General features: G+C 64.8%; 12 protein-coding genes. 9 read left to right on the top strand and 3 right to left on the bottom strand.

The window, feature by feature from the left end:
• Position 1: 1 nt before the first annotated feature.
• Positions 2-754: a flagellar biosynthetic protein FliR gene (gene fliR, locus FJV80_RS03525; RefSeq protein ID WP_095786958.1), complete on the bottom strand. Its 753-nt coding sequence runs from the start codon at positions 752-754 to the stop codon at positions 2-4.
• A complete protein-coding gene (flhA, locus tag FJV80_RS03520; protein ID WP_095786957.1) occupies positions 751-2,838 on the bottom strand; it encodes a flagellar biosynthesis protein FlhA in 2,088 nt (695 codons plus the stop codon). Before flhA ends, fliR begins: the two co-directional genes overlap by 4 nt.
• Before the next feature lie 116 nt (positions 2,839-2,954).
• Between flhA and FJV80_RS03515 the strand changes: the two genes are divergently transcribed.
• Positions 2,955-3,254, top strand: coding sequence for a putative quinol monooxygenase (locus tag FJV80_RS03515; protein ID WP_142875562.1), 300 nt, complete (start codon positions 2,955-2,957; stop codon positions 3,252-3,254).
• Between the two features lie 36 nt (positions 3,255-3,290).
• Here FJV80_RS03515 and FJV80_RS03510 read toward each other — a convergent pair whose 3' ends face one another.
• The gene (locus FJV80_RS03510; RefSeq protein ID WP_142875561.1) at positions 3,291-3,770 is read right to left on the bottom strand and encodes a MarR family transcriptional regulator; all 480 of its coding nucleotides are present in this window, start codon (positions 3,768-3,770) and stop codon (positions 3,291-3,293) included.
• A gap of 62 nt (positions 3,771-3,832) precedes the next feature.
• On the opposite strand from FJV80_RS03510, the gene FJV80_RS03505 reads away from it, so the two are divergent.
• The 8 genes from FJV80_RS03505 (at position 3,833) to FJV80_RS03470 (ending at position 13,147) form a co-directional block, all read left to right on the top strand.
• Positions 3,833-4,561, top strand: coding sequence for an NAD(P)-dependent oxidoreductase (locus FJV80_RS03505; protein ID WP_142875560.1), 729 nt, complete (start codon positions 3,833-3,835; stop codon positions 4,559-4,561).
• 655 nt (positions 4,562-5,216) lie between these two features.
• Positions 5,217-6,998: a chloride channel protein gene (locus tag FJV80_RS03500; protein ID WP_142875559.1), complete on the top strand. Its 1,782-nt coding sequence runs from the start codon at positions 5,217-5,219 to the stop codon at positions 6,996-6,998.
• A 165-nt stretch (positions 6,999-7,163) separates the two neighbouring features.
• Complete coding sequence (locus FJV80_RS03495; protein ID WP_142875558.1) at positions 7,164-7,823, top strand: XRE family transcriptional regulator; 660 nt, start codon at positions 7,164-7,166, stop codon at positions 7,821-7,823.
• Between the two features lie 39 nt (positions 7,824-7,862).
• On the top strand, positions 7,863-8,939 hold the full coding sequence (locus FJV80_RS03490; protein ID WP_095792737.1) for a PotD/PotF family extracellular solute-binding protein: 1,077 nt from the start codon (positions 7,863-7,865) through the stop codon (positions 8,937-8,939).
• A gap of 22 nt (positions 8,940-8,961) precedes the next feature.
• The gene (locus tag FJV80_RS03485) at positions 8,962-9,828 is read left to right on the top strand and encodes an ABC transporter permease (protein WP_095786954.1); all 867 of its coding nucleotides are present in this window, start codon (positions 8,962-8,964) and stop codon (positions 9,826-9,828) included.
• Positions 9,828-10,625 carry an ABC transporter permease gene (locus tag FJV80_RS03480; protein ID WP_095792687.1) on the top strand — a complete coding sequence of 266 codons (798 nt, stop codon included), beginning with the start codon at positions 9,828-9,830 and terminating at the stop codon, positions 10,623-10,625. Before FJV80_RS03485 ends, FJV80_RS03480 begins: the two co-directional genes overlap by 1 nt.
• Entirely contained in the window at positions 10,622-11,737 is a 1,116-nt protein-coding gene (locus tag FJV80_RS03475; RefSeq protein WP_095792688.1) for an ABC transporter ATP-binding protein, read from the top strand. The genes FJV80_RS03480 and FJV80_RS03475 overlap by 4 nt, the downstream gene beginning before the upstream one ends.
• A gap of 24 nt (positions 11,738-11,761) precedes the next feature.
• Positions 11,762-13,147: an FAD-binding oxidoreductase gene (locus tag FJV80_RS03470; RefSeq protein WP_142875557.1), complete on the top strand. Its 1,386-nt coding sequence runs from the start codon at positions 11,762-11,764 to the stop codon at positions 13,145-13,147.
• Positions 13,148-13,150: the final 3 nt, after the last annotated feature.

The following is a 13,150-nucleotide window of genomic DNA, read 5'->3' as shown; positions in this document are numbered from 1 at the left end:
CTCACCTCGCCAAAGTCAGGTCGACGAAGCCGTCGACGAACAGCGACAGCATGGTGCCGATGGCGAAATAGAAGATGATCATGCCGCCGGCGATGACGAAGGGCTGGGAAATGAAATAGATCGGGATCTGCGGGGTCAGCTTGTTGACGAAGCCGATCGTCAGATTGACCAGAATGGCATAGGCGACGAACGGGCTGCCGAGGCGGATGACCAGGAAGAAGGTGTCCGACACGGTGTCGGTGATGTCGACCAGCGCCGCTTGCGGGTTGAAGAAGACGTTGACCGGTGCGACCGTGTAGGACGCCACCAAAGCGCGGACGATTTCGTGGTCGAAGTCGAAGACGAACAGCATCAACAGCGCCGAGAACGAGATGATGGCGGCAAGGGCTGCCTGCGGTTCCGGTTCCTCGATCGCCGGCCCGCCCGAGCCGCCATAGCCGATCAGCATGGCGATGGCCGAGCCCATGAAGCGCAGCGCTTCCATGTAGAGCCTGGTCATGGCGCCGATAAGCCCGCCGACCAGGAGTTCCGAGATGATCATCGGCACCAGGATCTGCGGGCGCGGATCGACGAAAGGAATGATGCGGTCCCACAGGAACGCAAGCAGGCCACCGGTGGCGGCGACCGCCACGAACAGCCTGACCTGCACCGGCACGCGGGCGCTGGACAGGCCCGGCATCAGCATGAAGCAGGCGCCGATGCGGCAGAAGGCGAGGAACGCCGCGATGACGACGCTCTGCGAGAGAAGGCTCACGATATGGTCCCGAGCACCCTGATCTCGACGCCCTTGGCGATTTCGACATGGGAGAGCACCGGCAGCGTGGTGAACAACCGCTCGATGATCATGCGCACATAGGGGCGGGCGTCCGGCGCTGTGACGAGAACGAAGCGCTCGCCGGCCTCGAGGAATTTCTTGATCGCCTTGGTGGCGTCCTGGCCGAATTCCTCGAGCTGACGCGGATCGATGTCGAACTCGCGCACCTCGCCCTTGGCGTCGCGCTTGAGGCTCTGGTGGAAGGCGAGATCCCAGCGGTTGCCGAGCCGCAGCACCTTGAGCACGCCGCCTTCCGAGAGGTCGCCGCAGATCTGCTGGGCCATGCGGATGCGGACATGCTCGACGATCTGCTCGGTGCGGCGCACATGCGGCGCGATCTCGGCGATGGCCTCGATGATCAGATGCAGATTGCGGATCGAGACGCGTTCGGCGAGCAGCAGCTTCAGCACCGCCTGCAGGCCGGGATAGGAGATGTGCGTGGTGCAGATCTCGTCGGCCAGCTTGCGGTATTCCTGGTCCTGGCGCTCGAGCAGCGCCTTCATGTCCTTGTAGGACAGGAGCTGCGGAAGGTTGTTGCGGATGACTTCCGAGAGATGGGTGAGCAGCACCGACATGTTGTCGGCGAAGGTGTAGTTCTCGCGTTTCAAATCCTCGGCGAAGGTTTCCATGACGGAATAGGCACGCATTCCGAAGGCCGGCTCGCGGATCTCTTCACCGGGGATTTCGGGAACTTCGCGGCTGCCGAGCAGAACCATGATCTCACCGACGCGCATCGAATATTCGGCGACCACCGTGCCATGCACCTTGATCTGATAGCTCTTCGGCGGGATGGCGAAATCGTCGGCAACGCGCACTTCCGGCACGACGAAGCCGTATTGCTGGGCGAACTTCTTGCGCATCTTGGCCATGCGGAAGACCAGCTCCTGATGTGACACGAGCAGCCGGGTCGACAGCTGCTTGCCGATCAGCAGTTCTATCTCGGCGGTGGCGAGCGAGGCCTTGACCGAGTTCTTCTCTTCCTCGGCCTTGGTCGCCTTTTCCTGGGTCTTCAGCGCCTCGGCCTCGGCGAGGACGCGGTTGGCGCGCATCGGGATGACGTAGCCGAGGCCAGCCATGCCGCCGGCCAGTGCGAAGAAGGGGAACAGCGGCAGGCCGGGCATCAGGCCGAGCAGCACCAGCAGCGCCGCCGCCACGTAAAGCGCGCGCGGATGGGCGCCGAGCTGGCCGAACACGGCCTGGTTGGTCGAGCCGCGGGTGCCGCCCTTGGAAACCAGCAGGCCGGCGGCGAGCGAAACGATCAGCGCCGGGATCTGGGTGACGAGACCATCGCCGACCGACAGCTTGATGAACACGTCGGCGGCCTCGCCCATGCCCATGCCGTGCCTGATGTAGCCGATGGCGATGCCGCCGACGATGTTGATGGCGGTGATGATGAGGCCGGCGATGGCGTCGCCGCGCACGAATTTCGAGGCGCCGTCCATCGAGCCGAAGAAAGAGCTTTCTTCTTCCAGTTCGCGGCGGCGCAACTGCGCGGTCTTGTCGTCGATCATGCCGGCGGAAAGGTCGGCGTCGATCGACATCTGCTTGCCGGGGATGGCGTCGAGGGTGAAGCGGGCGCCGACTTCGGCGATACGCGTGGCGCCCTTGGTGATGACGATGAAGTTCACCACGATCAGGATCATGAAGACGATGAGGCCGATGACGAAGTCGCTGGCCATCACCAGCTTGGAGAAGCCGGCAATGACATAGCCTGCGGCGTGCGTGCCCTCATTGCCATGCGACAGGATCATGCGCGTGGTGGCGATGTTGAGGGATAGCCGCAGCATCGTGGCGATGAGCAGCACGGTCGGGAACGAGGAGAAGTCGAGCGGCCGCTGGATCCACAGCGCCACCATCAGGATCAGCACCGAAAGCGCGATCGAGAAGGCCAGGCCGATATCGATGAGGAAGGCCGGGATCGGCAGGAACAGCACGGCCAGGATGATGACGATGCCGAGCGCGAAGAAGATGTCGCGGCCGTTCTTGGCCACCGCGCCGGGCTGGATGCTTTCGCTGATCGCCATAAAAGTCCTCGAACCATAGACTGCCGCGCATGGGACAGCCCGGCGAGGGTAGCTGGCCAAGCTTGCGCGAGGGTGGGAGAGTGGCCAGCTCGACGATCCCGCAAGGAGGAAGACCCATGCTTCTCATCATCGGCACGATCCGCTTGCCTGCAGGAAAGCTGGAGGAGGCAAGGCCGGCGATGGAGCGCATGATCTCGGGCAGCCGCGCCGAGGATGGCTGCCTTGAATATTCCTACGCGCGGGATGTGCTCGATGCGGGGTTGATCCGGGTTACCGAGGTGTGGCGCGACAGGGCGGCGCTCGATGCGCATTTCCGCTCGCCGCATATCGCACAGTGGCGCGCGAGCTGGCCGGCGCTGGGCATAGGCGAGCGCAACCTTGTGCTCTACGAGGCCGGTGAGCCCATGCCCACCTGATCGACCGCTGCTCGGCTGGTCAGCAACCGGGAATAATCAGGACTCGGCGGCGGTGGCCGTGGCGACGCCGACCAGCCAGCGCCTGACGGCGCGTTCTTCCGCTTCCGACAACCCCTGCGTCAGCTCGCTCTCGATCGCCCGCACGCGCCGGCGGCAGGCGTGCAGCAGTGCGCGACCGCTGTCGCTGAGATCGATGTGCTGGATGCGGCCGTGAACGGCATGCGGCTTGCGCACCAGCGAGCCGGCCCGCTCGAGATTGGCGACGATGACGCTGAGCGTTTGCGGGGTGAGCAGCGCCAGCCGGGCCAGATCGGCATTGGAGAGACCGGGATAGGCCGCAAGCATGGTCAGCGTGGCGAATTGCGGCTGCGTCACGCCGAGATCGCCCAGCGCCCGGTCCATTCTGAGCCGATGCGCGCCGGCGGCCTGGCGCAGGAGATAGCCGAGATAGCCTTCCTCGCCGCGTTTGCCTTCGCCGGCGGCGGGTATCGATGCGTGCGGATTCGGCTTGCGCATAATGTAAGAGCTCTTATATATTGTTCGTGCACTGATATTAAGACAATGCGGAGTCCCTGACGATGGGTCATCGAATCTTTCTTGCCGGTGCCTCCGGTGCCATCGGCCAGCGACTGATCCCGCAACTTCTGGCCGCCGGCCATCAGGTAACGGGCACCACGCGCAATGCGGACAAGGCCGCGACATTGCGCGCCCTCGGAGTCGGGCCGGTGGTCGTGGACGTCTTCGATGCCGAGGCGCTGTCGCGCGCGATGCTCGCCGCCAAGCCTGATATGGTCGTCCATCAGCTGACCGACCTGCCGCCAGGGCTGGATCCGAGCCGGATGGGCGAGGCGGTCGTGCGCAATGCCCGCATCCGCGACGAAGGCACGCGTAATCTGGTCGCGGCCGCCCTTGCGTCCGGTGTCCGGCGCATGGTGGCGCAAAGCATCGCCTGGGCCTATGCGCCGGGCTCGGAGCCGCATGGCGAAGCCGACCCTCTGGCTGGCGGCGCGAGTGGCAATCGCGGCATCAGCGTCAGTGGCGTCATCGCCTTGGAAAAGGCCGTTCTCAGCGCGCCATTCGCCGGCGTCGTGCTGCGATATGGCCAGCTCTATGGGCCGGGAACGGGAACCGATACGGCCGCCGGCGCATCGCCGTTGCATGTCGATGCCGCCGCCTATGCCGCGCTGCTCGCGCTCGACAAGGGGGCGGCCGGCGTCTTCAACGTGGCGGAACCCAACCCGGCGGTCTCGACGCAAAAGGCGGTCGAGGAGCTGGGTTGGCGAGCGGACTTCCGTTTGCCTGCCTGAATTCGGAGACGTCGATATGATCGGCAATCAAGCTCGCTTGCGCACCGGCCAATCTCTTATCGCCTAGCAGGCGTTGACCTGCCTGCAGGACCAACCTCCGCCATCGGTATCGTGGCAATCTTCATAGCTGCCGTAACACGTGTTCGTTGAATTACGGTACCAAGGATAACCGCCAGGACAGCAGACATCCTGCTGTGCGGTCCGAAGAAGTTCTTCTGCGGGCCGGCTCCGTTTTTCCGTATTGCCTCCCGCAAAAGGAGACATGGGGTATGAAATACTCAACTTAACTGGCATGTCTATGTCTGAATGGCTCATTGCAGACGAGCTCAAAAAAATCGTGCAAGCAGCCAATGAAAACAATCCCCGCGCAATCATGTTCTCCTCCTGGAGGGAAATAGAGACGGGCCAAAATACCACTTTTCAGGCCTTGCGTCGATTTCGCAGGCGAGGGGGAGGAGGGCCTTTGCCGCGAATCCGGTGTCCGATTTCAGATGCCCAATTCACTTATGCCTTTTTGGCTCCGGGTTGATCAAAGGAAGCCTCCAGACTGTTCGAAAGCGATCCTGGCATTCGGGGAGCCGGCATCGCGGTTGCCATGCGGTATCCCTAGGCGTATCAGCCTTCCACGTCCCTTTTGATATCGGCGAGCCGCCCGGTGCTTTCCAGAAACCAGCCACAAGTCTACGCCCGCCGGCTGCGTGCGGTGCTTCTGAGGTCAATTCCGCTGCTCGAGGCGCGCGGCATCGCAGTGGTCATGCTGGCGGGCGCCGTCGGCGTCATGGCGGGTATACTGGTCACCGCGATGAGCCAGATCGTGCAGGATCTGCACGGGTTGTTGTTCGGCGTTCAGCCCGGTGGCCGGCTTTCGGGCATGTTCTCGCTCGCCAATCCCACGCAGGCGCTGATCCCGCCGGTCGGCGGCGCCCTGCTCGGCCTGACGGTGATATGGCTGCGGCTGCGGAAATTCCGCACACCCGTCGATCCGATCGAGGCCAACGCGCTCTATGGCGGTCGCATGTCGCTGACCGACACCTTCATCATCGCCGGCCAGACGATGATCTCCAGCGGCTTCGGCGCTTCGGTCGGCCTGGAAGCCGGCTACACGCAGGTCGGCTCCGGCCTGGCGTCGCGGCTGGCGCGCATCTTCAGGCTGCGCCGCAATGATGTCCGCATCCTCGTCGGCTGCGGTGCGGCCGGGGCCATCGCCGCCGCCTTCGACGCGCCGCTGACCGGGGCCTTCTATGGCTTCGAACTGGTCATCGGCATCTACTCGGTCGCCAATGTCGCGCCGGTCATGACGGCCGCGATCTCGGCCTCGCTGACCGCGGAAATGTTCGGCGGCGTGCCGTTTCCGCTGGAGCTTTCTGGGCTGCCGCAACTGACCCCCAGCCAGTATGTGCCGTTCCTGCTGCTCGGGCTGCTGGGCGGCGCGGCCTCGATCGCCATCATGCAGCTGGTGACGCTGATCGAGCGCGGTTTCAACAGGCTGTCGGTCGATGCCTCGCTGCGTCCCGTCGTCGGCGGTGTCATCGTCGGCCTGCTGGGGCTGATCACGCCGCAGGTCCTGTCCAGCGGCCATGGCGCGCTGCACCGCGAATTCGCGATGAACTATGGGCTGACCGTGGTGGCCAGCGTCTTCGTGCTGAAATTGGCGGCGTCAGCCATCTCGCTGGGCTCGGGCTTTCGCGGCGGCCTGTTCTTCGCCTCGCTGTTCCTCGGTGCGCTGCTTGGCAAGGCATTCGCCGGTGTGATGGCGCTGGTCTCGCCTGCCACCGGCATCGACCCTTCCGTTGCCGCCGTCGTCGGCATGACCTCGCTTGCCGTCGGTGTCGTCGGCGGTCCGCTGACGATGACCTTCCTGGCGCTGGAATCGACCCGCGACCTGACGCTCACCGGCGTCGTGCTGGCCGCCTCGATCATGGCGGCGATCCTGGTGCGCGAAACCTTCGGCTATTCGTTCTCGACATGGCGCTTCCATCTGCGCGGCGAGACGATCCGCAGCGCCCACGATGTCGGCTGGATGCGCAGCCTGACCGTCGGCTCGATGATGCGCAAGGACATCAAGACCATCGATGCCGCGACGACGCTGGCCGACTTCCGCAAGCAGATCCCGCTGGGTTCGGCGCAGCGCGTCATCGCCGTCGACCCGGGCGACCAGTATGTCGGCGTGCTGATCGTGGCCGAACTGCACAGCGATCCCGCCGGCGGCGAGGCGCCGGTGCGCGATCTCGCGCAGTACAAGGATGCCGTCCTGGTGCCCAGCATGAACGTGCAGGCCGCCGCCGAGACGTTTCAGCGCGCCGGCGCCGAGGAACTGGCCGTCGTCGAGGATTTCACCGACCACATCGTGCTCGGTCTGCTAACCGAGGGCCATCTGATGCGGCGCTATGCCGAGGAACTCGAAAAGGCGCGCCGGGACCTGTCGGGCGAAGGATAAGGCTTCTCCCTACGCGCCCCCTTGTCAATCGGCGGCGCGGCTTGCTCACGTGACCCTTCCGACTTGCAGCCTGGCCCAGCGACTGGCCCTGTTCTGGCGCCCATACATGGCTTGTCAGTTGTACAGTGGTACTGTACATCTTGTTAAGTGCGGTGAGGAGACGGCATGAGCAAGGGGTCGGACAAGGCTTCGTCGAAAACGGGCGAGACACCGGTCGCGACGCACGCCCACCAAGTGCTGGGCATGCGCCTCAAAAGCCTTCGCCTCGCCCGCAGGCTGTCCCTGCGCGAGCTTGCGGAAGCAACCGGGACGAGCGCCAGTTTCATCAGCCAGCTCGAACGCGGCCTGACAGGGGCCAGCACCGCCTCGCTCAACCAGATGGCTTCGGCGCTCGGCGTCAGCGTCGCCATGCTGTTCGAGGAAAGCACGGCGCAAAACCATGGCGTTCTGAGACGAAGCGAGCGGCCGAGCCTGCCGCCCAGCGACGGCTGCCGCAAGATGCTACTGTCGCGCCCGCCGCTGAGCGACATGGAGGTCTATGTCGGGGAATTCGACATTGGCGGCTCGACCGGGCCCGATCGCTACACCCATGGCGACGCGCACGAGATGCTCGTCGTGCTGCGCGGGGTCGTCGAGGTCTCGCTCGGCGACGCCCGTCACGTCCTCGAGGAGGGCGACAGCATCGAATACACGACTTCGACGCCGCATCGCTCGGAGAACATCGGCAGCGGCCGAGCCGAAGTGATGTGGATCATCGCGCCGCCGACCTCGGTGCGCGCCGAGCTCGATCAATACACGGCCTGGAAACCGCTCGCGGCCAGGTAGATCCAATCCAATGCGGGCATCAATGGGAGAATGACAATCATGCAGAAAACGAAAGCTTTGTATCTCAGCGCCGTGATGGCGCTTGGCGTGCTGGCAACCGCAGCATTCGCGCAGGAGAAGCCGGTGGCGGGCGAGGTCAAGGAGGGGTCGCTGAAGGGCAAGACCCTGACGTTCGTCTCCTATGGCGGCATCTACCAGGATGGCCAGGCCGCGGCGCTGAAGGAGTTCGTCGACAAGTCCGGTGTCAAGTTGCTCAATGACGGTCCGACCGAGATCGCCAAGCTGCAGGCGCAGGTCGAGTCCGGCAATGTCACCTGGGACGTTGTCGATACCGACGACCTGCCGCCTTATGTCTATTGCGGCAAGCTGTTCCAGAAGCTGGATCTGACGAAGCTCGACGTCTCGAAAATCCCGGAAGGCCAGGTTGGCGAATGTTCGGTGCCGGCGATGAATTACGGCGTCGTGCTGATGTACAACAAGGAGAAGTACAAGGATAATCCGCCCAAGAGCTGGGCCGACTTCTTCGATACGGCAAAGTTCCCGGGCGTGCGCGGAATCGACGGCTCCGGCAGCCCGACGGGCGGCTTGCTGGAACAGGCGTTCAAGGTTGCCGGCGGCGATCCGAAGGCGATGACGGTGGCCGATATCGACAAGGCCATCGATGTGGTCCGCAAGCTCGGCCCCGATACCATCTTCTGGAAAACGGGCGCTGAATCGCAGCAACTCGCCGAATCCGGCGAGGCCGACATGCTGATGATGTGGACGGGCCGCGCCATGACCGCGGTCAAGAACGGCGCCAAATACGCGCCGGCCTGGCAGGATTGGCTGGTGGTGATGGACCAGATGACGATCCCGGTCGGCGTCAAGGATACGGATGCATCCTACGCGCTGCTCAATGCCTATCTCGGCAAGCACGCACAGGAGGTCCTGGCGGAGCAGACCTCCTACACGCCGATCAACAGCGATGCCCAGCCCAAGGTCGACGCTTCCGTCTCCGCCTTCCTGACCAACACGCCGGAACGCCAGAAGCAGGGCTACAAGCAGAACTTCAAGTTCTGGGTTCCGAACTTCGCGGTGGCGCAGGAAAAGTGGTCGGCGCTGATGGCCGGCAACTGACCGGCTGACGGAGGCAAAGCCCGTGAGCGCGCTCGAACCGACAACGCCTTCCGTCGCGAAACGGGGTTGGGTATCGCGGCCGTTCGCGCTCACGCTGCCGGCGCTGATCCTGCTGGCAGCCGTCATCGGCTATCCGCTGCTCACCATCATGGTGCGCAGCCTCTCGGAACCGCAATGGGGCGTGCAGAATTACCTCTGGTTCTTCGGCGCGCCCGTCAATCTCACGGTGCTCCAGCGCACCTTTGTCATCTCGGCGTGGGTTACGGTCGTCTGTGTGGTCTGCGCATATCCCTATGCCTATCTGATGACCGCCGTCGGGCCGCGCGTGCGGCTTGTCCTGGTGCTTTGCGTACTGATCCCGTTCTGGGTGAGCGGGGTCGTACGCACGCTCTCATGGGTGATTCTGCTGCAGGATTCAGGTGTCATCAATTCGCTGCTACGCGCGGCCGGGTTCGATGGCATCCGTCTGATCCGCACCCAGACCGGCGTGGTCATCGGCATGGCGCAGGTGCTGCTGCCCTTCATGATCCTGCCGCTCTACTCGGTGATGAAAGGTATCGACCTCAGGCTGATGCGGGCAGCGCAAAGCCTGGGCGCCCGGCCTTCGCGCGCGTTCTTCACGGTGTACCTGCCGCTGTCGCTGCCGGGCGTCTATGCCGGCGCGATCATCGTCTTCATCCTGGCGCTGGGCTTCTACATCACGCCGGCACTGCTCGGCGGCCCGCGCTCGACCATGCTGTCGACCCTGGTGCAGACCCAGGTGCTGAGCCTTTTGCAATGGGGCCGCGGCGGTGCCATGGGCGTGGTGCTTTTGGTCACCACCTTCGTGCTCCTGGCGCTGGCGGCCCCGGTGATGCGCTCTCGCTATCGGGAAGCGGGGCGGCGCTGATGGAAATGAAGCCGCTCACACGCGTCATCCTCGGCCTCGTCTGCCTGCTGGTGGCGATATGGCTTGTCGCGCCGACGCTGGTCGTGGTGCCGATGTCGTTCAATGAGAACAAGTCGCTCGCCTTCCCGCCGCAGGGCTTCTCCTGGCAATGGTACCTGAACTTCGTCACCAATCCGGACTGGATGTCGAGCTTCCTGAACTCGGTGAAGGTCGCCTCGATCGTGGCGGTGCTGGCGACAGTGCTCGGCACGCTTGCCGCCTTCGGCCTCGACCGCATGAAAGCGCGGCCGGCCAACCTCCTGCGCATGCTCATGCTGACGCCCATGGTGGTCCCCGGCGTTGTGCTGGCCATCGGAATCTACGCGGTCTATCTCGACGCCCATCTCGTCGGCACGCTGACCGGCTTTGTGCTGGCCCACACCATCCTTGCGCTTCCCTTCGTGCTGATCGCGGTCTCGGCCAGCCTCGAAGTGTTCGACAGGCGCCTCGAGACGGCGGCGGCGAGTCTCGGCGCGGGAGCGCTGACCGCGTTCCGCACGGTGACCTTGCCGCTGATCCTGCCCGGCATCCTGTCCGGCCTGCTCTTCGCCTTCGCCACCTCCTTCGACGAGATCGTCGTGTCGCTGTTCATCACCAACCCCTATCTCAAGACCTTGCCCGTGCAGATATTCTCTTCCATCACCCGCGACGCCGACCCGACCGTTGCCGCCGTCGGCACCATCTTGCTTTTCGCCACCACGATCCTGATCGGCGGCGGCATGCTTCTTCTTGGCCGCGAGCGGAAAGGATCCCAATGAAGCCGGGACAGGAGAGCAAGGGCGCGGCGATCGATCTCGAATCGATCAGCAAGGCCTATGGCGGCTTCAAGGCGCTGGACGGCGTGTCGCTACGCATCGAGCCCGGCGAGTTCATGACGCTGCTCGGCCCGAGCGGTTCCGGCAAGACCACGACGCTGAATGTCGTGGCCGGCTTCACCGACCTGACGAGCGGCAAGCTGCTGGTCGGCGGCAGGAACGTCGTCGGCGTGCCGGCGCACAAGCGCAATATCGGCGTCGTCTTCCAGCACTACGCGCTGTTCCCGCATATGAGCGTCGGCCGCAACGTCGCCTATCCGCTGACGCTGCGTGGCGTCGATCAGGCAGAGCGAAAGGCGCGCGTGGCCAGGGCGCTCGATATGGTCAAGATGGGCGACTTCGCGCATCGCTATCCCAGTGAGCTGTCAGGCGGTCAGCAGCAGCGCGTGGCGCTGGCCCGCGCCATCGTCTTCGATCCGCCACTGTTGCTGATGGACGAGCCGCTCGGCGCGCTCGACAAGAAGCTGCGCGAATGGCTTCAGCTCGAGATCAAGCGCATCCATCGCGAGCTCGGCACGACCTTCGTCTATGTGACGCACGACCAGGAAGAGGCGCTGGTCCTGTCGGACCGCATCGCCGTGTTCAATCGCGGGCGCATCGAGCAGGTCGGCACCGGCCGCGAGCTCTACGATGAGCCGACGACGCTGTTCGTCGGCCGCTTCATCGGCGACTCCACGGTGCTGCGCGGAGAGGCGCGCAGCGACGGCGTGAGCACGGCGCTGCGTATTGCCGGCGAGACGGTGACTGCGCCGCGCCGGATCGCGGGCGAAGCCAGCCCGGTCATGCTGCTGCGCCCCGAAAAGCTCGCCATCCGCCGGCCCGGTCAGGACGCGGCGGGCACCTCCAACCGGCTGCCGGGGACGATCGCGGAAGCCATCTATCTCGGCTCGGGATCGAAATACGAAGTCAGGCTCGCCGACGGCTCCATGGCGATCGTGCGCACACCGCTGACCGGCGACAGTTTCGGCCTTGGCGACAAGGTGGAGCTCTGCTTCGACGGTGCCGACGCCAAGCTTCTGGCCGATGACAGCTCGGCCGATGCGACGCTGACCTGATCCAATCAATTCGAAAGTCATCCCATGCAAGCCAAGCGCAACGGCGACATATCGTTCTGGTATGCGGATCTGGGAGGGGTTCCCGCGCCCCGGCCGCCCTTGCCTGGCGATATCGAGGCCGATATCGCCATCGTCGGCGCCGGCTATACCGGCCTGTGGACCGCCTATTATCTGAAGAAGGCGAGGCCCTCGCTGCGCATCGCGCTGATCGAACGCGAATTTGCCGGTTTCGGCGCTTCGGGCCGCAATGGCGGCTGGCTGTCGGGCGGCTTCTCCTGGTCGCGCGAAAAATATCTCAAGACCTCGACCCGGCAAGGTGTCAGCGCCATGCAGGCGGCCATGGCTGGCTGCGTCGACGAGGTGATCCGGGTGGCGAGCGCGGAAGGCATCGATGCCGATATCCGCCGGGTCGATAATCTGACGGTGGCCACCAACCTGGCGCAGCTCGAACGCGCGCGCGAGGAGTGCGAAACGATCCGCGCCTGGGATGTCGATCCGACCCGCGTCGAAATGCTGGATCAAGCGGCGACGCGGGCGCGCATCAACATCCGCAATGTCATGGGCGGCTTCGTCGTCCACGGCCAGGCGCGGGTGCAGCCGGCCAAGCTGGTGCGCGGGCTTGCCGCCGCCGTCGAGCGCCTGGGCGTGCCGATCTACGAACAGACGACGGTGACGGCCATCGCCGAGGGCCGCGTGACGACGAACCGCGGCACGGTGCGGGCGGAAACCATCATCCGCGCGACGGAGGGGTTTACATCAGGCATTCCCGGCGAGGAACGGACCTGGCTGGCGCTCAACAGCGCGCAGATCGTCACCGAGCCGCTGTCCGAGGAGCTTTGGCGCCAGATCGGCTGGGAGGGTCACGAGCTTCTCGGCAACGCCGCCCACGCCTATTGCTATGCCCAGCGCACGCGCGAGGGGCGCATCACCATGGGCGGGCGCGGCGTGCCCTATCGCTACGGCTCGCGGACCGACGTCAATGGGCAGACGCAGCAGGCCACGATCGACCAGTTGCATCGGATCCTGACGACGCTGCTGCCGCAGACGGCGAACTGCCGCATCGAGCACGCCTGGTGCGGCGTGCTCGGCGTGCCGCGCGACTGGTGCACGACCGTCGGGCTCGATCCCGCGACCCGCATCGGCTGGGCCGGCGGCTATGTCGGGCTTGGCGTGTCGAGCTCCAATCTTTCGGGGCGTACGCTGGCCGACCTGATCCTCGGCCAGGATACCGAGCTTACGAAGCTGCCCTGGGTCAACCGCAAGGTCAGGCCATGGGAGCCGGAGCCGTTCCGCTGGCTTGGCGTGCATTCGATGTACCAGCTTTATCGCATCGCCGATGGGCGCGAGGCCGCTGGGCTTGCGCATACGTCGAAACTGGCCGCGCTCGCCGACGGCATTACCGGCCACTGACTG

The sequence above is a fragment of the Mesorhizobium sp. WSM4310 genome (assembly GCF_007003935.1).
Taxonomy (GTDB): Bacteria; Pseudomonadota; Alphaproteobacteria; order Rhizobiales; family Rhizobiaceae; genus Mesorhizobium.
Note: the sequence above shows the minus strand (reverse complement) of the source record. Positions and strands in the feature narration are given on the sequence as shown.

Bases quoted from the DNA above. Each gene is read 5' to 3' on its own strand.
- FJV80_RS03480 (WP_095792687.1), top strand. From the start codon at position 9,828: ATGGAAATGAAGCCGCTCACACGCGTCATCCTCGGCCTCGTCTGCCTG.
- FJV80_RS03515 (WP_142875562.1), top strand. From the start codon at position 2,955: ATGCTTCTCATCATCGGCACGATCCGCTTGCCTGCAGGAAAGCTGGAG.
- FJV80_RS03470 (WP_142875557.1), top strand. From the start codon at position 11,762: ATGCAAGCCAAGCGCAACGGCGACATATCGTTCTGGTATGCGGATCTG.
- FJV80_RS03475 (WP_095792688.1), top strand. From the start codon at position 10,622: ATGAAGCCGGGACAGGAGAGCAAGGGCGCGGCGATCGATCTCGAATCG.
- flhA (WP_095786957.1), bottom strand. From the start codon at position 2,838: ATGGCGATCAGCGAAAGCATCCAGCCCGGCGCGGTGGCCAAGAACGGC.
- FJV80_RS03495 (WP_142875558.1), top strand. From the start codon at position 7,164: ATGAGCAAGGGGTCGGACAAGGCTTCGTCGAAAACGGGCGAGACACCG.
- FJV80_RS03505 (WP_142875560.1), top strand. From the start codon at position 3,833: ATGGGTCATCGAATCTTTCTTGCCGGTGCCTCCGGTGCCATCGGCCAG.
- FJV80_RS03490 (WP_095792737.1), top strand. From the start codon at position 7,863: ATGCAGAAAACGAAAGCTTTGTATCTCAGCGCCGTGATGGCGCTTGGC.
- FJV80_RS03510 (WP_142875561.1), bottom strand. From the start codon at position 3,770: ATGCGCAAGCCGAATCCGCACGCATCGATACCCGCCGCCGGCGAAGGC.